Here is a 20,883-nt window from a genome sequence, read left to right as displayed (position 1 = left end):
TGTTTTTATGAAAGACTGATCCCATGGCCATCTTCATATTTTAGTTGTGGATCTATCGATCGATGGAGTGTTGCGAAATTGTAAGTACATTGAACCATTGTTGAAAGACGGGGAGGATGATTGGGTGTGATTGATGTACGGAACCTTAAATTTACGTATCCGGGACAAACAGAGCCTGCAATTCATAGTATGGATTTCCATATTCCTAAGGGTGAGATCTTTGGTTTTCTTGGTCCATCAGGAGCTGGAAAAAGTACAACGCAAAAAATATTGATAGGTGTTCTGAAAGGGTATCAAGGCAGTGTTAAGGTGATGGATATAGAGATCAAGGATATCAGACCTGACTACTATGAACGAATTGGAGTCGCCTTTGAATTTCCAAACTTTTACTCCAAGTTTTCTGTGTTGGAAAATTTAAAACTCTTCCGGTCACTTTATGCTGGGCGAACAGAGGACCCGAAAGGGTTATTGGAGCAAGTGGGTTTGGATCAAGCAGCTAATCTGAGGGTGTCTCAACTATCAAAAGGGATGAAGATGCGTTTGAATTTTTGCCGTGCACTTTTGAATGACCCTGATATTCTCTTCCTGGATGAACCGACCTCAGGTTTGGATCCGGTCAATGCCAAACAGATGAAGGATCTCATTCTGGAGAAAAAAGAAGAAGGTAAAACGGTTCTAATAACAACACACAACATGCAAGCAGCAGAGGAATTATGTGATCGTGTAGCTTTTATCGTGGATGGACAAATCAAACTTATCGATTCCCCTCGGGAACTTAAACTGCGTAAGGGACAAAAAAGAATCAGGGTTGAATATCGTCAAGAAGGGGAATTAATTAGCGCAGCTTTTCCCCAGCAGGGACTAGGGGATAATGAAATATTTTTAAGTCTTATACGAAATTATTCAATTGAGACGATTCATTCCCAAGAGGCTTCACTGGAGCAAATATTTATTGAAGTTACAGGGAGAGAGCTCGTATGAGATTCATTTCTGCCTTTACTTTTGATATCAGATTCCAGTGGCGCCATGGATTTTATATCGTGTATGCCTTTGTGTGTGCCTGTTATTGGACATTGCTGAACTTTGTCCCTGATGAGTACTTGGAAAAAACCGTCATTGTGTTAACTTTTAGCGATCCGAGTGCATTGGGATTGATTTTTGCTGGAGGGATCTTGCTTCTAGAGCGAGATCAGGGAGTTCACGATCCCCTTTTTGTTACACCTATCCATATTCGTGATTATTTATTCGCCAAAGTAGCTTCATTATCTGTTTTATCTCTGATCGCGGCGTGGGTGATTCATACTACATCAACTGGAGTTCCGGAATCCCCTTTTTTGTTTTCAGCGGGTGTGGTGTTAACTTCGAGTCTGATGACGTTATTATCGATCGGGGTTGTCGTTCGATACCAGACGATTAACGGTTTTATCCTGATGTCTCAAGTCTATGCGTTGCCATTATTGCTTCCTTTGCTTGCTTTTTTTGATGTATGGAATACTTGGCTATTTCAGATTCTCCCAACGGAGGGTACATTACTTCTTTTAGGATCCGCATTCTCTCCTTTGTCAATGCAAGAGATTCTTTATGCTTTTTTTGTTTTGATTATTTGGAATTATGCGATCTATAGCTGGGCTAAACTTTCTTATAAGAAGTATGTTTTAGGAGAAATTGGGGAAAGGGGAGCTGGAAAGTGAATCGGTACCGAGTACTTTTGATGAACGATATCCGTCACGCAGGAACGGATCCGGTACTACTGGTTGGCTTTTTGGGCCCAGTGATCTTAATCTTACTCACTCGGTTTGGATTTCCAATGGTAGCTCAATGGCTGCAGGCAAGTTACTCTTTCGATTTAAACGAGTTCAGAGACTTTACTGCAGTTCTTCTGGTTGTAACCATCCCCATGCTATTAGGTATGATGACTGGATTATTAATGTTGGATGAACGAGATGAAAACCTCATCTCCTATTTTGCAGTAACCCCGCTTATGAAAAGAGGTTATCTGTCTTACAGATTAACTTTGCCTTCAATCTTAAGTGCCGTGCTGACCGTGATGTTTATAATATGCTCAGGACTAACCGAGTTCCGTGTGGAGATTTTGCTTATGCTATTGTTATTGGCCATAGAAGCGCCATGGTTTGCACTGCTGGTGGCGGCTTACTCTGCCAATAAAGTAGAGGGATTAGCTTTATACAAGATAGGTGCGCTTTTATTTATTGCTGGCCCTATTGTTATTTTCTTTGTGCCACATCCATGGCAATGGGTAGGCATTTGGATCCCTACCTATTGGCCAGCAATGGTTTTTATGACAGGAATATCGGGTGAATCATTTGCTGCATTGACTTATTTTAGTGTAGGATTTATTTTTCATATTGCCATACTGATGATGATAATCCGGGTGTTTGTTAAAAGAGCAGACTAGATATATTCCACGAAAAAAGACACTTCTCATGATAACGGATTGGGCAAGCGGGTTTCCAACTACGGACGGCAAACAACATACGGTCTGCATCCTAAGCGAAGGCGGCATGTTCGGTGAAGTTGAAACGTTTTCATTGGGCACAAGTTTCATGTCCCGCATGAATTTCCTTTCGACTGTATGCTTCTCGCGTAATGTAGATTACTGTCGAATTATTCATTCAGCGTTATGATAAATGCTGTAACGGAAATCACTGCAAAAATATGAAACTCTTATAGGAGGAGTCCACATGTCCAATCAACAAGTCCAACTGAATATTCGATTCAAAGCTAAACCAGGAAAAAAAGAAGAATTCCGCAAGGAGCTATCTTCCCTGATTGAAGAGATGTCATCCGAGAAGGCATTCATTAGTGCCATTGTTTCGGACGATCTGGATCAGACGGATGACTTGATCATTTATGAAACATGGCAGGGCACGAGAGATAGCTGGCTAGCGGAAGAATTCATTAAGCCATATCGTAAGAATTATGAAGAAGCACTGGGCGAATTAATTGTGGATAGAAGCGTTAGCTGGTTGCAACCAAAGGGCGAATGGGGAAGTCATATAACGAATGCGTGATGGCGTTGAATCCTTAACACTTTAAGTTCAGGTGCTGGATCATGGATTTGAAAGGTACAGGAATACGACTGAACGTACTGAGCCCCGACGGGATCCATAATCCGGATTACGACGGTATGTTCGGCGAAGCGCTCGATCAAGTCCTCGAATCATGGGGGAATGCCGTTCCGTAATGTTATCAGCGCAAGTTGTTCAGGCTTGTTGTGGCTTAGGCCTTCTCCAAACACAACGAGACCATGTGATTAATACCAGATATGCGGGCCTGCCTGGGAGATAGCGACTTGCGTTTGTACTCCGTGAACCCCAGCTTCTCATACAATCGGATGGCCGGGACATTGGTATCGGCAACCTCTTCTATGAGATAGTTACGGTACGGCAAATGAACTAGCATATGTGTAATAACTGCCGAAGCCGCTCCTTGGCCGCGGAAGGATAAGGCAGTACAGATAAACTCGACTGAGCCCGTTTCAGCCGGCGGGTCAACAAACGGCTTTTGGAACTCCCTCTTCAGAATGAGTGCGGCCATCGAACCCTTGAACCAACCCAGATGTCGGCGGAGCGGTGCGCTCTGAAGTTCTAGGGAGAAGCTCTGACAGTCCGTGCATGCGCCGAAGGCCGTCACCCGATCGCCATCAAGAGCCACATAAAATTGATCTAGCACGAACATATGGGCGAACGCCTTTGCGATGACATCTCGGTCTTTAGAGAAATACGTGAGCCACTGCGAGAAGCCGTCAGCGAAAATCTCCGCCATCTGGTTTCTGACCTCTACACCCGCGCGGTCTGCGCGGACAACCTCAAATGCGCCCGAGTACTTCATAACGTTTCACCTTCCTTTACGAATACTAAGGTCAAGAGCGATCTCGACGGCATCGTGAATTTTTCCTCCAGCATCACCTTCATCATCGCCAGTCCCTGAATGGAGGAAAAGAAATATTGCGCCATCTCAAAAGCGTTCCCTTCACGTAGCTTGCCCTGCCGCTGTCCTTGGACGATGAGCTCGGCAGTTGCTTGCAGTAGATCGGTATTGATCTGCTTGAGAGCTTCTTTCCGACCATCCGTCTTCGTGGAGAAGAAGGATTGTGACATCAACAATAAGAGGTGTCCCAAGTCATCGCCGGAAGAGAGATCGAGATACACCTCGTTCGCGAACCGTGCAAGTTCCTCAGCAGGCTCATCACAGGTCTGAAATTTCGCGATCAGCGTCTCAAGTCCGGTCATGGCGAACTGCACCAGTTCCTCGAATAGCTGATCCTTTGTTTTGTAATGGCGGTACAGCAGACCGGTGCTAATGCCTGCCTGATCGGCAATATGCTGCACATTGGTGGAGCCGTATCCTTGACGAACGAACAGCCGCATCGCCGCTGTCTGGATTTTGGTGCGGGTTGCAAGGCGCATGGCCTCGTATTGTTCAGGTGTTCGGGGCATTTTGGCCGCTCCTTTAATGAATGAATTTTTATTCATTATAAAATCATTGAAGCAAATAGTCAACGTGTAACGTGGAGTAGAATACGGTAGATGAGCCGTTAGAATCGCGAGCAAATCGAAGGTAGCCCATCAACGTGATCGGCTGTTTATATTCAGCTAACGGGCAGGATAACACAATGATTTAGGCACTACTTTAAACCAGACTTTTTCCGAATCGATATGTGGACCTGACGGAATCATGGATTTCGTGAAGTCCTCTCAATATTCTGGCTCTTTTAGATCAAAGTAATCTAACCATAAGTAAAATAATTTATTTCTTTTATATAAGTTTACTTTACTTTTATAACAATCGAATTTATAATCTAATTCAAGAGGTGGTTGTCATGAAGAAAGATTTTGGTGATTCGATATCAAATAAGGTCTATGAATATCGTGTACTTGCCAGAATGTCTCAGCAAGAATTAGCAGAGAAAGTCGGGGTTTCCAAACAAACCATCTTCGTGATGGAAAAAGGAAATTATGTTCCGACTCTGCTGTTAGCTTTTCGAATTGCCGAATTTTTTAGTGTTGATGTAAACGATATTTTTACTTATGTGAAAGGAAATGATTAAAATGATAACTAAGTCTATCTCAGATATCCACAACGCAATTTTTTCCCCTTTAAAGTCCTGGGCTGAACAATCCACAGGAAATTGGAATATTCTCATTGGAGTTGGTTTTTTACTGATTATGGGTAGTGCGATTTTCGCCTATGTATTTTATAAGAAGATTGGGCAAGACGACGAACGGACAAATAAAATCTTTTTGAAAAGCGGTTCACATATGCTGTTGGCAATTATTCTATGTGACATGATTTTTCCTAAAGACGATATGTGGACCATCTTTTTCTTGTTCAAATATACACTGGCATTTTTAGCTGGTGGTATTTACCTAGCCGTCCAATATAAAAAAGATTTTTCATAAGAAAAGGTCAGGGAACGATACTTAACTATGGATTGAGGATTAAACAATGCTAGTAAATATGTATGATCGTCGCCGAAAATTGTAGTAGACCATAAACAGGTATTGTATGAACTTTATGAAAATGATCCATAAATGTGTGAAAAAGCGCTTCCCGCATCAGGATTATCACTGTTAGAGAAGTTAAATAGTACGAGTGCTCTGATCGTACATTGATTAAGATGGGCAAACATAAAAAATGTACCCGTTCGAACACCCGCAGAAGCCTGTGGTTGTGGAAGTGACTAAGAAAGAAAACAAAATTCCAGGTGATATGGAAATAGGGTGACTACCAGAAACATAATGAAGAAGCCTGATCCATGTGGATCAGGCTTCTTCATTATGTTGTTGGCAGGAGATATTCTTGTGTGAAGCATTTAAATGATTACGCTGCCTTGATGATTTGAAAGATATCTTAAAAAATTGAATGATTTTGTAATGGACGAAGTTTGTGAAATCCTGCAATGTTATAGAGAGTTTGTTCGATGGCAATACGGGCACTTACGGGGATCTGGCCACTGGTGCGGGAGCCTACTATACCGTGGACTTTGGACCGGATGTATCAGTAGCGCTGAGCGATATTATGCTGATGCCCAGAGCCTCCTATCCCGCAAGAATGAATGGAGTGGTCCTGCAAAGTTCGAACGACAATAACAGCTGGACGAACTTAATTCCAGCCATCACAGGAACAGTAGAAGGCAAATGGACTTACATTGGTGAGGACGACATAATCGATAATGATGCTTACCGCTACCTGAGAATTTACAACAGCGCTGCTTGGAACGGGAATGTGGCTGAAGTGGAATTGTACGGACAATATGATATTGCAGCATCGATTCCAAGGTAGTCAGCCCGGATTCGATTACTTTCCAACATTCCTGCATCTGATTGGCCCGCTTTGCTGGCTAAACTTCAATTGTGGAGCAATACTGGGGGGGGGATAATCAGAGACCATCTTAATGAATCGGCTTGTCTGAACGAAAGCAAGCGTACAATGTCCCGAAGCCTCTTAACAAGGAGGCTTCGGGACAATTTTTTGCATTGTTTTGTACTGGATTAGACAGGTGCACAGCCGGATTTAAAGAAATTAGAATGTAGTTAAAGATTTTACACTGGATTATAGAGGATGATTTTGGTAGCTTAAGCAATATGAATACCTATTGATAACCTCATTTATGATAGCGCATACATTATTGTCTGGACGGGATAGTTCACGCTGAGCGAAGCTAAAGGGGATGGACGAAATGCCGGGATACAGAAAAACCATTTTCATCAAATTTATATTGTCATACACCGTTTTGTCCGTAGTTCTGATCAGTATCATGGGTGGGTATTGGTATACCCAGGCCAATGGAATGATGGAGGATGAAATTGCCAAAGACAATAAAAACCGACTGATTTCCGCCAAGGATTATATCGAGCAGACCATATTAAAGAAATATGAAGACAACCTACAAAATAAAGCACTTTCCATTCGGTTTATTCAGAATAACTTCAATCTGAATTTGTTGCTAACGAAGAGCTGGGAAGGAAATCTGAGCCGAATTGCATCCTTCCGGCAAGAACTGGAATTCTACAGGATTGAGAATGAAGGACTAACCAATGTCACGGTGTATTTCCCGGCCCATCATTATGTTGTGGATGCCAGCAACTTTCATATGAAGAGTACAACTTCTGAAGATGCTGGTTTCATTCTAAAGCTGAATGAAGTGAAGCCTAAGGAATGGCTTCTTCGGACATTGGCAGATGGAAGCCAGGTGATGACCTATGTGATTAAACTGCCATATGAGACACCTGGAGTACCAACCATGGGTTATTTCTACATGGATGTAGGAGTGGAATTTCTTCAGACTGCAGCTTCCCGAATCCTGAGTTCCCCGGCGGACCAGCTCTATATTTTCGACCCTTTAGGCAAAGAGCTTTTGCATACTGGCGAGTATAATGAGGCTCTCGGTAGTTTGTTGCAAGATACCATTCACAACCCCCGAAGTGGAGAACAGATTATTGAAGGAACTGAAGGCAAGGCTGTTTTGTCTTACCTGGAGTCCGCGAACTCGCAACAAGATTGGACTTATGCGATGTATCGTCCAATGAATTCGTTTGTTTTGTCATCCGAACAGTTAAAAAACAGTCTTCTGATTAGTTGCGGTGTAGTTGTGCTATTTGGGTTACTGTTGTCGTTCTTTTTCTCCAAGCAACTGTACATTCCTGTAAAGAAGCTGATGATGCAGATTAAAGGTCTACACACTTCAAGTTCAGTCACGTCGTTGGGTAATGAGTATGCTTTTATCGGAAGCACCTTTCATCTGATGGAGGAAAAGATCGTAAATCTCGAAACCCAAGCCAGAAAAAATGATTTGAAAAACCTCTTGCTTGGTGTAAGTCTGGAGGTTGAAGCCGAGCAGTTCATTCAACAGGGGTACCGTTATTGCGCCGTCTATCTTCAAATTCTGGAGGAAGGCAGTGCAAACCTGAAGATGCGTTATGAACAGATGAAACGTTCTTTACATAGCGTCGTTGTTCCCTTGAATGAGAACGAGGCAGCTATGATTTATTATATTCCTTTTGATGAAGAGAAAGCGGAGAACCTCATTATGGCCGATTTGCGGGAAGCTCAGCATTCTACCGGGCTTGGTTTACAATTTGGGGCGGCTGTTGGGAGTATTGTAGACCACCCAGAAGCGCTCGCTGATTCTTATCAGATGGCCAAGCAAGCAAGCAGATATCATTTTTTATATGGAAAATATTCAATTGTTGCGTATTCCAGGGTGCTCGAGATGAGTACGGCGCCATATCTGTTTCAATACGATCATTTCAAAAATGCACTACAGGCAGGGGATCAGGAAGCAGTTGCTGAGTTCATTAACCACTTTCTGGAGGTTCTTCAGAATGGACATTTGCAGATCGAGACTGCGGAGCTAGCGGTGCTTCAATTAATGATGCAGTTGTATCAATCGGTTCTTGAGTTGAAGTTACAGCACTTTCTGCCGCATTCCAATATCTTTGATGAATTGAAAAAGGATACGCTGATCGATACTGTTGAAGGGATACGTAGACTCTGCATGCAGATTACGGAACATTTAAAGTATGCCGGTAACCATGCACATATGGATGTGATTCGCACGTTGAAGGTGTATATTGCAGATCACCTGCATGAAGAGTTATCCCTGCAGATCCTCTCGAAGGAGGTTTCACTCGCCCCTGCTTATATTTCTACACTTTTCAGTGAAGGGACCAAAGAATCTTTTACGGAATATGTAACTCGGTTGCGGCTGGAAAAAGCTGCGGATCTGCTGCGTGATCAGCCACGTCTCTCAGTGTCGGTTATTGCAACGCAAGTCGGATACCGGAATCCTCAGTATTTTCACAGCAAATTCAAATCACGTTACGGCGTAACGCCTGTACAGTATCGGAATTCACAGCTAGCAGCGCTAGATTCAATATCTCTGGATAAGGAATAGCACGAGCAAGTATGGATGTAGAAGTAATGTGCATATGACTGTTGTTTGGAGCATCTAACGAATGTTACCCAAGCAGCGGTCATTTTTATGAATTCTATAGATTTTATAAGAAAACGTGAAAGAATTTATAAGGAATCGAATGAACTTGCAATAGAAAAAGCGCTTACATAATTCTAAGATTGAAGTGTGGCTTGAGGAATTTTGGATTGTTGGAAAGGAGCAGTTGTCATGAACCCGGTGCACAATCCGGAAGTGGACGGCAAAAAAAATACATTTAATGGACAGCCGTCAAAATGGGCAGCAACATGGAGGGAATACAAGAAGTGCAGATATCTGTTTCTGCTGCTTGTTCCGGTCATGATCTGGTACGGGGTCTTTGCTTACGGCCCAATGTACGGTATTCAACTGGCCTTCAAAGATTTCAGGATTATGGATGGAATCTGGGGAAGTCCGTGGGTGGGCTTCAAGCATTTCGAGTTTTTGTTCTTTCAATCTCCTGATTTTTTGATGATTCTGAAGAATACGATCGTCATCAGTTTTTTGCATATTTTGTTTGGCTTCCCGGCGCCGATTGTACTCGCGCTGCTTATTAATGAGATCCGGTCAGGTGCCTTCAAAAGGGTAGCGCAGTCGCTGACTTATCTACCGCATTTTTTCTCCTGGGTCATTCTCTCGGGGATACTAATCACACTGCTATCTCCATCGTCCGGTGTAGTCAATTATTTGCTCCAACTTGTGGGTTTGGAGTCGGTCTATTTTCTGGGAGATCCGAATCATTTCCGTTCAACACTGGTCATTTCGGCGATCTGGAAAGAAGTCGGCTGGGGCACGATTATCTATTTAGCCGCGCTTGCAGGTGTACAACCCGAAATGTATGAGGCTGCCGTGATGGACGGAGCGAGTCGCTGGAGGCAGACCCTCAGTATTACGCTTCCGACAATTATGCCGGTCATTGTACTGATGTTTATTCTGCGCATTGGCAATGTACTGGATGCTGGCTTTGACCAGATTTTGAACCTCTACTCACCTGCAACCTATAGTGTAGCGGATATTCTGGACACCTATGTTTACAGGGTAGGCTTGCAAAATTTCCAGTTCAGCTTGACGACAGCGGTCGGTCTGTTCAAGAATGTGATTGCTTTTGCGCTGGTACTGGCAACGAACTATATGGCTAAAAGGTTTGGACAGCAGGGGCTCTTCTAAACAGAATAACCAGATTGGAGGACAAGGCAGTGAAGCATAGCAGGGGCAGTAACCTTTTTCAGGCTTCTTTGATTACGTTCATGATTATCTTGTGTATTGTCATGCTGTATCCGTTTGTCCATATGCTTTCGATTTCGTTTAGTACACCGGCAGAAGCATTGAGATTGGGTATCCATCTGTATCCACAGCAGGTATCATTTTTTGCCTGGGAGAAGGTACTGGGCAACCACGATATCTGGATGGGGTTCGGAAACACGGTTTTTCGTACCGTGGTGGGGACCGTTTGCTCGATCCTGTTCATGTCGTTTGGGGCATATCCGCTATCCCGCAAATACTTGCCGCATCGCAATGTGTATACGATGTTAATTGTGTTCACGATGTTCTTTAGCGGGGGGATGATCCCTTCCTATTTCCTGATCAAATCGCTTGGGCTACTGGATTCGCGGCTGGTGTACATTATCCCGGGACTTATTAGTACGTTCTCCATGCTGATTCTGCGAAATTTCTTTCAGAACATACCTGATGAGCTGGAGGATTCAGCCAAAATAGACGGGGCGAACGATCTGCGTATTCTGTTTCAGCTGATTCTCCCGTTATCGATGCCTGTTATCGCCACTTTATCGTTATGGTCTGCGGTAGGGCATTGGAATGCATGGTTTGACGCAGTGTTATACATTCAGGACCCTTCCAAGCAAGTGCTTCAGACGTTCCTGAGACGAGTGGTCATCACAGGAGAGAATCTATCCATGTTCGCGGCAGACGTTAAGGGTTCGGAGTTGGGTTATCAGGAACCGATTAAAGCCGCTACACTGATGTTCACGGCGCTGCCCATTATTATTGTGTATCCATTTCTGCAAAAGTACTTCGTAAAAGGAACGATGGTAGGCTCGCTCAAAGGATAACACGGATTCATTCAAGCTGTCTCAGGGCGTCTTGATTCAAATATGCGAATAGTTAGATCAAAAGGGAGGAATTCAGAGATGAAAAAAAAGAGATTCAATACCGGTATGTTGGGCCTAGTGATGTCGGCTTCATTACTTATAAGCGGTTGCAGTGGTGGTGCGACTACTGATAACAGTACAGGGGAAACTTCAGATGGAGCTAATGAAAAGCCAATTGAAATTTCAATCGCAAACAACTGGAATATCCCTAAAGCCGATAACAATTACGTACAGAAGTTTCTGGAAGACAAATTTAATGTAAAGTTCAAAAATATCTCCTTCGAGACAGCAACCTGGAAAGAACAATTCAACGTCATGCTGGCTTCCGGCCAGATCCCGGACATTATTTCCGTAGACGGCACTGTAGGCGATGTGGTGCAATGGGCAGATCAAGGTATCCTTGCGAGTGTATCCCAAGAGGAGATCAAGCAATACATGCCTAAATACACGGCGGATGTGGAGAGCGTTGATCCAAATGCCTGGGACCCGGGTACATACAACGGCAAGAACTGGGGTGTTCCCAAAGTATGGGGGGAAGGTGCAACGGGTTTTATTCCGGCCTACAACGGACAATGGCTGAAGGCTATTGGCTATAATGAACCGCCAAAGGATCTTGCCGAGCTGGAGGATGTGCTGAACAAATTCATGAATAATGATCCGGACGGCAACGGTAAAAAAGATACGTACGGCTTGACCGGACGAGGCAAGGATGCCCAGGCACAGCTGTTCAATACGGTGTTCGCAGCTTACGGAGTAGCTCCGTATCAGTTCAAACTGGACGCGAATGGCAAAGTAACTTATGGCGCAATAACAGAGGAAGCACGCAATGCGTTGAAGCTGTTAAATGAATGGTATAAGGCGGGCATTATTGATCCCGAATTCATCACCGATGGCAATAGCGAGATTCAAACCAAATTTGTCAGCCTGCGCACTGGTATCATTGAAACCGGGATGTGGCACCATCTGTATGATGATGGATACTTTGGCCTGATCTCCAAGGATAAAGGGATTGAACTTGTTCCCGGTGTTCCATTCTCTGGACCGGACGGCAAGAAGTATGCGATGGCCAACGGAGCTTTACAGCCTCCGTTGTTGTTTGGAGCGCAGCTTGAGAAGGATGACGCCAAACGAATTAAAATTTTACAAATTCTTGAGTATGTCACGACCGATACGGAAGGCTACTTGACGACAGTGTTTGGCGAAAAAGGAAACTCCTATAGTCTGGATGGTGAATTGGCGGTCGTTACGGAAGCAGCGGCAGGTACAGAGTTAATGAATGAACTGGGTGCAGGTTTCTATAATCCATTCGGTGCCAAAGTGAGCTCCATGATGAAGCATCACTATTCTCCTGAAAAACTGGCTTTCAAAGAAAAGTTGACTAATGTGGAAGGTGTAACCGTCCTTAGTGATCTGATGCAGTCGACGGTGATGAAGACCAAAGCCCAATATGAGGCCATTTTGAACACACTACAGGCTCAATATTATATTAAAGCAATCTCCGGTGAAGCCAACACGGACAAAGACTTTGATGATTTCCGGTCACAGTGGCTGAACTCGGGAGGACAGTCGGAACTGGATGAGGCACAACAGATTTATGAGGAGCGCAGTAAATAAAAATGACTTTCAGGGATGAAGCAAGATCGTTAGCAAACGTATAACCTAAGCGGTTACGAAGAGCAAACTATATAAGGAAAGCAGGAGAATAGCCATGTTAACCATAGGGAAATCGAATATTTGGCTTCAAGAAGTCGTTCAACGCATAACCGAAAAAATGGACTGGGTGAGTGAAAAATCGAAGGATAAAATTCCTTACACGACCATAAATGGAGTACATGATGACAGATCAGTCCAGAATCCAAGCGGGCTGCACGCTGACGGAATCAACTGGTGGACCAATGGGTTCTGGGGCGGTATGATGTGGCAAATGTATCATCTAACGGGTCTGGAAAAATACAAAAGGTATGCGAACCTTTCAGAGGATAAATTGGATGCCGGGCTGCAGCAGTATTACGGATTGCATCACGATGTGGGGTTTATGTGGCTGCCAACCAGTGTCGCAAACTATAAGCTCACCCAAAATCCACAGTCCCGAAAAAGGGCGCTACATGCAGCCAATCTTCTGGCGGGTCGCTATAACCTAGTAGGGGAATTTATCCGAGCATGGAACGACCTTCCTGAAGAAGATAGTCGAGGTTGGGCGATTATTGATTGTATGTTTAATATTCCGCTCCTCTATTGGGCCACTGAAGAAACCGGCGATCCTCGTTTCATGCAGATTGCCATGAAGCATGCAGATACAGTAATGAAAACATTTGTGCGTCCGGACGGATCCGTCAATCATATTGTTGAATTTGACCCATTTAATGGGGGAGTCGTAAAAACGTATGGCGGACAAGGATATGAGGACGGCTCTTCCTGGACCAGAGGTCAGACGTGGGGACTTTACGGTTTTATGATGAGCTATATTCATACTGGCAAAGAAGAATACTTAAATACGGCAAAGCGCATTGCCCATTATTTTATCGCCAATATTCCGGAAAACGGAATTATTCCTGTTGACTTTAGGCAGCCAAAAGAACCCGCATATGAAGACTCCACGGCCGCAGCGATTGCTGCATGTGGACTCATTGAAATATCCAAGGTTGTCGGGCTGCATGAGAAGGATCTTTATCTGAGCGCTGCTATCAAGCTCTTAAAAGTATTAGATGAGGCTCGGGCAGACTGGACGAAGAACTGTGACGGCATCCTGATTAATGGATCAGCGGCGTATCATGCGAAAGAACATCACCAGTCCATCATTTATGGAGATTATTACTTTATTGAAGCTATCTTTAAATTAAAGGGGGAAGATTTGTATCTTTGGTAAGTACTTATCATGTAGAAAATAGTATAGGGAAGCCAATCCCTTGGGCGGCTTCCTATTTTTAGTAAACATCCATTATTTAATATACAGTTATAAAAAAATTTGCTTTAGTTAATATTGTTGATCGGAACGAAATATTACGTACTTTTAGAAGCGAGGTAGTACAAGCCATCAAAAGGCAACTCTACTTGTCGCGGGACAAGAACATTGTTCCATTCAAGTCGCTATTAAAGCGGCTTTTTTTGTTTTAAGAAACCCAGTTCTTGTCCCAAGCTACGGACAAGAGCTTGGGACCTTTGCTGAAAAGATTATTGTTCATTTGAGTGTCGGACAGTCAGTGTACCTTGCTGTCCCCACCAAAGAATGTTGTATGATCCGGTTCATGGAGTGGAGTACCGGTTTTAAGTCTCTCAACCGAAATAGACCATGCCATTTATCAATAAAGTGTTGTACCAAAGTTCGCGAAGTTCCTTCCATAGTTCGAGGGATCGAAGGCAATTACCCCATAATTGGATTACTTCTTGAAGTGTATCGTCGCTTTTGTTTAATTAACGATTAGATTACCGTAACTCTCCATGGATTGGTAACGTTTAGAATGTGAAGAGCACGGAAGTGTGGCTATAGAGTAAAGAGCTAATAAAGAATGAGGAGTGAACAGTTATGAAAATGTACTCTAAGGACGCCCTATTATCGCTTTTTGTGGTTTTTATCATTAGTGTATCAGGCGGTCTGATGGTATTCCAGAATTCAAGTGCTAAAAATACGATTAATCCAAGTCACATAACGCCTATCGACTATTCTGAAAATGAACATGGACTGACATTCGGTACGATTAAAGAGTCCAACTCCTTTGAAATACTACCTGACTTAATCTATGCAGGAAGTGTGAATGGCATTAAAGGGTACTTGCTGAAAAAAGATTATCTCGGTGAACCTGGTGATGTCCCACTGTATGATGTTTATGGGAAAAACATAATTGGTCCTTTTCATATTAGCCCTAAGAATATGAACTATCCTAAAAATAAAAACGGACAGACCTACGGTTCAAGCGCAGATGCTACTTCTCCAGAAACGGAACCTGAATTAATCAGTGCTATAGGTGAGGATGGCACTGCAGGATATGTGCTAAAAAAAGACTTAGACGGTGAGTTACCGAGATCACCCGAGGAAGCCATTGCAATACAGAACAGTAGATCACCAGATGGTCGTGATATTCCGCTGTTTGATGTTGATGGTGAAACTGAAATTGGTGTGTTTCATGTTGGAGAAAAGTAATAAAAGGGATAATGATTGAGATCCATATTGTTCTCTCCCTTTATTAATGCTAATTAGACTGTAGGAATAGTTCCTCCATCTATGACATATTCACTACCTGTAATGGATGCTGCTCGGTCTGAGACCAAAAATGCAACCAGTTCAGCGACTTCTTCAGGAAACCCTGGCCGACCAATTGGAATACCTCCGAGTGAACTCATAAGTTGTTCGAGTGCACTTTCTCGACTTCCGGTTTCCGTTGCGATCCGATCAATTAATGCGTCAGCTGCTTCTGTCTGAATAAACCCGGGAGACAAAGTATTTATTCGAATTCCCTGAGGAGAAAATTCATTCGATAATCCTTTGCTATAATTAGCCAGAGCGGCTTTTGCCGATGCATAAGCCAGTGTAGTTTCATATAAAGGCAAACGTCTTTGAATGGAAGTGAAATGAAGAATAACGCCTGAATTATTTTCTAACATAAGTGGAATTAAGCCGCGATCAAGTCGAACTGCTGCGAGTAAATTCCAATTTAATGCATGAAGCCAATCCTCATCACTCAATACAAGTGAGCCTCCTGGTGGTGTGGTTGATCCACCTACGCAATGGACAATAATATCGATACCTCCAAGTTGCTCTTTTACTGCTGTAATTACTTGCTGTATACCTTCAGGTGTGGTGACATCTGCTTGAACAAATTTGACCGAATTCATCAAGTCAGTAGATAGAGAACGGGCAGTAGTAAGGACTGTAGCTCCGCCGTTTGCAAGCCTTCTTACAACGGCTTGTCCCATTCCCTTTGTTCCTCCGGTTACAAGCACCTTCTTGCCTTCAAATTCTGATGCAGAGAACTCAAATTCTTTATTCATATCTATTCCTCCTAGTAATGGTATTCAATGATTAATTTAGAATCGCTCTGTCCCTTAACCTTGATGTGTTTTTCGAGAGGAGCTAAAACTAATACTACACTTGCTACTTTCATAACGTCCAATTTATTATAATAATGAAAATGATGAATAATATTAATGTATAGGGGATAATTTAATGGAACTTACACAATTAGAATACTTTATGACCGTTGCACGGCTTGAACATATGACCTTAGCTTCCAAAACACTTGGTATTACTCAGCCAGCGTTAAGTCATGCAATTGCCAAGCTTGAAAACGAAATAGGAGCTCCTTTATTTGAGCGAAATGGACGAAATATAAAACTGAACCGAAACGGTACCATGTTTTCTAAATGGATTGGTAGAGCCCTACAAAATATTGAAGATGGCCTAAGAGAAATAGAAGAGTGGTCCAATCCGGATACTGGTGTGATTACGTTGTCTTATCTAAACATTCTCGGTGTTGAATTGATCCCTGGCCTAATTCGGAGTTATCAATTGGAGTATCCCAAAGTTCGGTTCGAATTGACACAAGGGAACTTAGGGGATATAGATGAACATCTGGAGCAAGGATTTTCGGATGTTATGATTACATCGAGGGAATCTACTTTGGATAATCATCACTGGAAGACTGTTCAAAATGTTCCTTTATATATTGTTGTTCCCTCCCAACATCGTTATGCAGATTGTAGCGCTCTTAGTTTGGCAGAGCTGTCTGGCGAGCCATTTATTGGATTGAAAAACAACTGCGGATTAAAAGCGACGATTATGTCCCGGTTCCGACATACCGGATTTGTTCTTGCTTCGGCCTATGAAGCGGAGGACCTGATCACTGTAGCCGGTTTTATAAAGTCGGGTCTTGGTGTATCAGTATTGCCTAAGACATTGGGTTTGATGTTAGATGGATTGGTCTGGATCCCAATCATTGATGAAGGTTGGTACTGGGAAATCGGATTGAAGTGGAGAGAAGATCATCATATTTCCCCAGCAGCTAAAAGGTTTATTACATATGTTGAAACTTTACATCAAGGAGAATGACTGCCGGAAATTTTAGTTTTCTAAATAACGCTCAAGTGTAAGATTGAAATTATTAAGAAGAGCACCTACTGTCGAGAGACAAGAACATGGTTCCATTGAAGTCGCTATTATAGCGGCTTTTTTAGTTTATCGGTACAAGTTCAAGTTCTTGTCCCAAGCCAAGGACTAGAACTTGTACCGATTGCCGAAATGGACAAGAACATAGTCCGATTACCGATTAGATGTACATTTAAATAAAAATACACATGTAGTTCAAACCACAATAGGCAATTGATACCCTCGATTATCAAGAGACGTCAGATACCCTTAAAAGTTTTACAAATTCGGTAACTTACCAAATCATTCTTCTTACATTCAACTTGTATCCTACTTGTGTACCAGAGAATCCGGTATGGAAGCAACCAAATTTCAGGAGGGTATACATTGTGAAAAATAGTAAACGTAAAGGTTATCAAAGCTTGATCCTCTCGCTTGTATTTATGCTTGTCATCCTGTCTGGATGCGGGGCATCAGCAAGTTCAAGCTCAAGTGAAGGCGGCATGCCAGAAGTAATCCGAATCGGTATTATGCCAAGCGAAGAGGGCGAGATGAACCGTTCTCAGGAACAGCTTGCAACAGACATTACTGAAGCAACCGGCATTCCTGCACAAATTTTTGTAGCTGAAGACTATAACATGGTTATCGAAGCCCTGCGTGCAGGCAAAATTGAAATTGGACTGATCGGGCCGTTTGGTTACATCATCGCTACGGAAAGAGCCAATGCCAAACTGCTTGTCCGTTCCGAAAGTGATCAACAATCAAATACGGTCATCCTTGTTCGTAAGGACTCTCCATATCAAAGTGTACAGGACCTAAAAGGAAAAGATTTTTTGTTTGCCGATCCGGCATCAACATCAGGCAATCTGTACCCACGTGCCACATTAATGAAAGAGCTTGGTCTTTCCAATAAGGAACTGGATTCCTTTTTCGGCAGTGTAGCGTTCTCCGGTGGACATGACAAATCACTGCTTGCACTGGCAAACGGTAATGCAGATGGGATTGGAACGTCAAGTCTCATGGTGCCGATGATGGCAGAATCAGGACTTATTAAAGAGGACGATTTCCGCGTGATTGCCGAATCCGATCCGATCGTCGGTGGAGCTCCACTGCTTTATCGTCAAGACTTGCCAGAGGAATTGGTTACACAGTTGCGTGATCTTATGCTGGATTACGATACGAAAAATCCTAAATTTCTGGAAAGTGTCGGCGCAGCCCGTTTTGTAGAAGGCAGTGACAGTGACTTTGATCCAATCCGGGAAGTCGCCAAAGCACTGGATATGTCCCCTGAAGAACTGCTGAAGAAGTAGGATTCGAACTTGAAAGGAGGAGGAATTAAAATGACACTTTTGCAGGTGGAAGGGTTGTCCAAGGTATATCCCGACGGAACAAAAGCTCTTGATAACTTGAACCTAACGATTAATGCTGGAGAGTTCGTTGTCGTCATTGGACCGAGCGGAGCCGGGAAGAGCACCTTGCTGCGCAGCCTGAACCGAATGATCGAGCCGACAAACGGAAAGATTCAGTTTAAAGGCAGTGAAACGATGGGCATCAAGGGTAAAAAGCTCCGTGAGCTTCGCCGCCATATGGGCATGATCTTTCAGGGATATAACCTGGTCACCCGCGTGTCAGTTCTTAATAACGTGCTGCATGGACGATTAGGCTACATGAATCCGCTGAAAGGGGCACTGGGTCTTTACTCAAAAGCAGATACAGAAGCCGCCAAGGTTATGCTTCACCGTGTTGGTTTACATGAACAGATGTATAAGAGGGCAGATGAACTCAGTGGAGGTCAGCAGCAGAGAGTGGGTATTGCACGTGCACTTTCTCAAAAGCCGGACTTGATATTGGCAGATGAACCCATAGCCAGTCTCGACCCCGCTTCCTCAGAGACGATTATGCATTACTTGTATACGATTTGCAAAGAGGAAGGCATTGCCTGCCTGTGCAATCTGCACCAGGTAGATATCGCGAAGAAATACGCAACCCGTATCATCGGTATCCATAAAGGGTCCAAGGTGTTTGACGGGACACCTGATGAACTGACGGAAGATATAATCCGGCTCATTTACAACCAGACCAATCCCAAAGTGAAGGAGACAGCCTGACATGAATGCGGCTCAGTTGCAATCTGCCCGAAAAATGAAACGCACGCAGACGATATTCTTTTTTATCATGCTGTTCGCTCTCATCATCTGGTCTTCCATCGGCGCAGAGTTTTCATTTGGAGCTTTGTTCGTAGGGGTAGGAGAGAGCTTCCGATTTATCTTTTTTGATTTTCTTCCACCTGATTTATCTTCACTTTCCCAGCTCATTGAACCTGCCATGCAGACCCTTTATATGAGTGTGGTGGCGATGGTCATCGGGTCGGTTGTAGCAGGGATGTTATCCTTTTTAGCCGCGGCCACGACAAGCCCACACCCTTACCTTCAGGTATTTGTTCGTGCGGCTACATCACTGTTTCGTAACATTCCGGTAATTATCTGGACGATTCTGCTTGTTGCTGCGTTTGGACTTGGTGCTGTAGTTGGTACGATGTCGCTGATCTTGATCTCGATCGGGATGTTGACTCGTTCCTTTGCCGAGGTGCTTGAAGAGATTGATATGGGGCAGGTAGAAGCGGTTCGTGCCACTGGCGGAAGTTATTTTCAAGTATTATCCCAAGCTGTATTTCCACAATTTTTACCTGGGTTTATCGGCTGGAGCTTGTACAACTTCGAAATCAACGTACGTGCTTCTACGATTGTAGGCATGGTTGGAGGCGGTGGCCTCGGATTTATTTTGCAATCGAAATTGAAATTGTTTCAGTATCAGGAAGCCAGCATGGCCGTTCTGCTTGTACTCGTTATCGTCCTCATTGTGGAAATGATCACCAATCGCGTAAGGGAGCGAATCATATGAGTATGCAGATGAACGAAACGAAGCCATCTTTTACGCTGTATACTTCCATACCAGAGCCACCCAAGCCGAAAAGAAACAAACTGTTCGTGATCGGTCTGCCGCTTATTGCTGTGCTTTTTGTGTTCAGTCTCGTTCAGCTGCAGTTCGACTATTCTAAGATGGCCCAAGGCTTTACGAAACTCAGCGGTTACATGGGAACCATGTTTCCACCTGATTTCTCGGCTTGGCGCCATGTCCTGCTCGCTGCTGTAGAATCATTGCAAGTTGCCATTCTTGGATCGGTGCTGGGGATCGTCGTAGCGTTCTTTCTCTCCTTTTTGGCTGCAAGCAATTTGACGCCTCATCCGTTCGTCGCTTGGATCATTCGAAGCGCTGCTTCCTTGCTTCGTGCGATTCCCACAATCGTGTGGGCCCTTATCTTTATCGTGTCCGTTGGTCTTGGACCGCTTCCCGGAGTACTTGCGATTGCTGTTTCTGCCGCAGGCATGCTTGTCAAAGTATTTGCCCAGTCACTGGAGGAAATCGATAAGGGCGTACTTGAAGCGATGCAGTCTACGGGTGCCAGCTGGCTGCAGATTGTCATGCAAGGTATTTTGCCTACCGTGAAGACAGCCTTTATTGCCTGGTGCGTGCTGCAGCTGGAAGGCGGTATTGCCGAATCCACTATTCTCGGCGCGGTTGGCGCGGGAGGTATTGGATATGAGATGACTCATGCCATGAAATCCTATAACTTTGCTGCTGCTTTGTTTGTCGGATTGGTCGTTTTCGTCATGGTATTCAGCGTGGAGTTTGTGGCTAACCGATACAAAATGAAGCTAAAAACACGTCAAAACTAATTC

The 20,883-nt window shown here is 43.7% G+C and carries 21 protein-coding genes; 18 read left to right on the top strand and 3 right to left on the bottom strand.

Going from position 1 to position 20,883, the window contains the following annotated elements; genetic code table 11:
• Nucleotides 1–126: 126 nt before the first annotated feature.
• The 4 genes from AC4G47_RS14965 to AC4G47_RS14950 all read left to right on the top strand — a co-directional run bounded on the left by AC4G47_RS14965 (nt 127) and on the right by AC4G47_RS14950 (nt 3,032).
• Nucleotides 127–981, top strand: coding sequence for an ABC transporter ATP-binding protein (locus AC4G47_RS14965; protein WP_458127084.1), 855 nt, complete (start codon nt 127–129; stop codon nt 979–981).
• Entirely contained in the window at nt 978–1,691 is a 714-nt protein-coding gene (locus AC4G47_RS14960) for a fluoroquinolone export ABC transporter permease subunit (protein WP_458127085.1), read from the top strand. The genes AC4G47_RS14965 and AC4G47_RS14960 overlap by 4 nt, the downstream gene beginning before the upstream one ends.
• Nucleotides 1,688–2,416, top strand: coding sequence for an Rv2686c family ABC transporter permease subunit (locus AC4G47_RS14955; RefSeq protein WP_458127086.1), 729 nt, complete (start codon nt 1,688–1,690; stop codon nt 2,414–2,416). Before AC4G47_RS14960 ends, AC4G47_RS14955 begins: the two co-directional genes overlap by 4 nt.
• Before the next feature lie 286 nt (nt 2,417–2,702).
• Nucleotides 2,703–3,032, top strand: coding sequence for a putative quinol monooxygenase (locus AC4G47_RS14950; protein WP_491106570.1), 330 nt, complete (start codon nt 2,703–2,705; stop codon nt 3,030–3,032).
• Between the two features lie 208 nt (nt 3,033–3,240).
• Here AC4G47_RS14950 and AC4G47_RS14945 read toward each other — a convergent pair whose 3' ends face one another.
• Together AC4G47_RS14945 and AC4G47_RS14940 are read right to left on the bottom strand one after the other, a co-directional pair.
• The gene (locus AC4G47_RS14945) at nt 3,241–3,852 is read right to left on the bottom strand and encodes a GNAT family N-acetyltransferase (protein ID WP_491106569.1); all 612 of its coding nucleotides are present in this window, start codon (nt 3,850–3,852) and stop codon (nt 3,241–3,243) included.
• Nucleotides 3,849–4,460, bottom strand: coding sequence for a TetR/AcrR family transcriptional regulator (locus AC4G47_RS14940; RefSeq protein WP_491106568.1), 612 nt, complete (start codon nt 4,458–4,460; stop codon nt 3,849–3,851). The genes AC4G47_RS14945 and AC4G47_RS14940 overlap by 4 nt, the downstream gene beginning before the upstream one ends.
• Nucleotides 4,461–4,843: 383 nt before the next feature.
• Here AC4G47_RS14940 and AC4G47_RS14935 point away from each other — a divergent pair, with 383 nt between their 5' ends.
• The 9 genes from AC4G47_RS14935 (at nt 4,844) to AC4G47_RS14895 (ending at nt 15,202) form a co-directional block, all read left to right on the top strand.
• Nucleotides 4,844–5,071 (top strand): helix-turn-helix transcriptional regulator, encoded by a 228-nt coding sequence (locus AC4G47_RS14935; RefSeq protein ID WP_458127091.1) that lies wholly within the window; start codon nt 4,844–4,846, stop codon nt 5,069–5,071.
• Nucleotide 5,072: 1 nt separating this feature from the next.
• Nucleotides 5,073–5,423, top strand: a complete 351-nt coding sequence (locus AC4G47_RS14930) for a DUF2178 domain-containing protein (RefSeq protein WP_491106567.1) — start codon at nt 5,073–5,075, stop codon at nt 5,421–5,423.
• A 487-nt stretch (nt 5,424–5,910) separates the two neighbouring features.
• Nucleotides 5,911–6,306, top strand: a complete 396-nt coding sequence (locus AC4G47_RS14925; protein WP_491106566.1) for a discoidin/SUN/FTP domain-containing protein — start codon at nt 5,911–5,913, stop codon at nt 6,304–6,306.
• A gap of 397 nt (nt 6,307–6,703) precedes the next feature.
• The gene (locus AC4G47_RS14920) at nt 6,704–8,920 is read left to right on the top strand and encodes a helix-turn-helix domain-containing protein (RefSeq protein WP_491106565.1); all 2,217 of its coding nucleotides are present in this window, start codon (nt 6,704–6,706) and stop codon (nt 8,918–8,920) included.
• Between the two features lie 228 nt (nt 8,921–9,148).
• A complete protein-coding gene (locus AC4G47_RS14915) occupies nt 9,149–10,123 on the top strand; it encodes an ABC transporter permease (RefSeq protein ID WP_491106564.1) in 975 nt (324 codons plus the stop codon).
• Between the two features lie 29 nt (nt 10,124–10,152).
• Nucleotides 10,153–11,025, top strand: a complete 873-nt coding sequence (locus tag AC4G47_RS14910) for a carbohydrate ABC transporter permease (RefSeq protein ID WP_491106563.1) — start codon at nt 10,153–10,155, stop codon at nt 11,023–11,025.
• Between the two features lie 78 nt (nt 11,026–11,103).
• Complete coding sequence (locus AC4G47_RS14905; RefSeq protein WP_491106562.1) at nt 11,104–12,678, top strand: extracellular solute-binding protein; 1,575 nt, start codon at nt 11,104–11,106, stop codon at nt 12,676–12,678.
• A gap of 94 nt (nt 12,679–12,772) precedes the next feature.
• A complete protein-coding gene (locus tag AC4G47_RS14900) occupies nt 12,773–13,930 on the top strand; it encodes a glycoside hydrolase family 88 protein (RefSeq protein WP_491106561.1) in 1,158 nt (385 codons plus the stop codon).
• A gap of 657 nt (nt 13,931–14,587) precedes the next feature.
• Nucleotides 14,588–15,202: a hypothetical protein gene (locus tag AC4G47_RS14895; RefSeq protein WP_458127093.1), complete on the top strand. Its 615-nt coding sequence runs from the start codon at nt 14,588–14,590 to the stop codon at nt 15,200–15,202.
• A gap of 53 nt (nt 15,203–15,255) precedes the next feature.
• Here AC4G47_RS14895 and AC4G47_RS14890 read toward each other — a convergent pair whose 3' ends face one another.
• Nucleotides 15,256–16,050, bottom strand: coding sequence for an SDR family oxidoreductase (locus AC4G47_RS14890; RefSeq protein ID WP_491106560.1), 795 nt, complete (start codon nt 16,048–16,050; stop codon nt 15,256–15,258).
• A 175-nt stretch (nt 16,051–16,225) separates the two neighbouring features.
• Here AC4G47_RS14890 and AC4G47_RS14885 point away from each other — a divergent pair, with 175 nt between their 5' ends.
• The 5 genes from AC4G47_RS14885 (at nt 16,226) to phnE (AC4G47_RS14865) (ending at nt 20,880) form a co-directional block, all read left to right on the top strand.
• Nucleotides 16,226–17,107 carry a LysR family transcriptional regulator gene (locus AC4G47_RS14885; RefSeq protein WP_491106559.1) on the top strand — a complete coding sequence of 294 codons (882 nt, stop codon included), beginning with the start codon at nt 16,226–16,228 and terminating at the stop codon, nt 17,105–17,107.
• Nucleotides 17,108–17,532: 425 nt separating this feature from the next.
• Nucleotides 17,533–18,453, top strand: coding sequence for a phosphate/phosphite/phosphonate ABC transporter substrate-binding protein (locus AC4G47_RS14880; RefSeq protein ID WP_458127099.1), 921 nt, complete (start codon nt 17,533–17,535; stop codon nt 18,451–18,453).
• Between the two features lie 30 nt (nt 18,454–18,483).
• Nucleotides 18,484–19,251: a phosphonate ABC transporter ATP-binding protein gene (gene phnC / locus AC4G47_RS14875; protein WP_491106558.1), complete on the top strand. Its 768-nt coding sequence runs from the start codon at nt 18,484–18,486 to the stop codon at nt 19,249–19,251.
• A 1-nt stretch (nt 19,252) separates the two neighbouring features.
• Nucleotides 19,253–20,044, top strand: a complete 792-nt coding sequence (gene phnE / locus AC4G47_RS14870) for a phosphonate ABC transporter, permease protein PhnE (RefSeq protein WP_491106557.1) — start codon at nt 19,253–19,255, stop codon at nt 20,042–20,044.
• Nucleotides 20,041–20,880, top strand: coding sequence for a phosphonate ABC transporter, permease protein PhnE (gene phnE, locus AC4G47_RS14865; RefSeq protein WP_491106556.1), 840 nt, complete (start codon nt 20,041–20,043; stop codon nt 20,878–20,880). Before phnE (AC4G47_RS14870) ends, phnE (AC4G47_RS14865) begins: the two co-directional genes overlap by 4 nt.
• Nucleotides 20,881–20,883 lie beyond the last annotated feature (3 nt).

The organism is Paenibacillus sp. Negev47, assembly GCF_058313655.1.
Note: the sequence above shows the minus strand (reverse complement) of the source record. Positions and strands in the feature narration are given on the sequence as shown.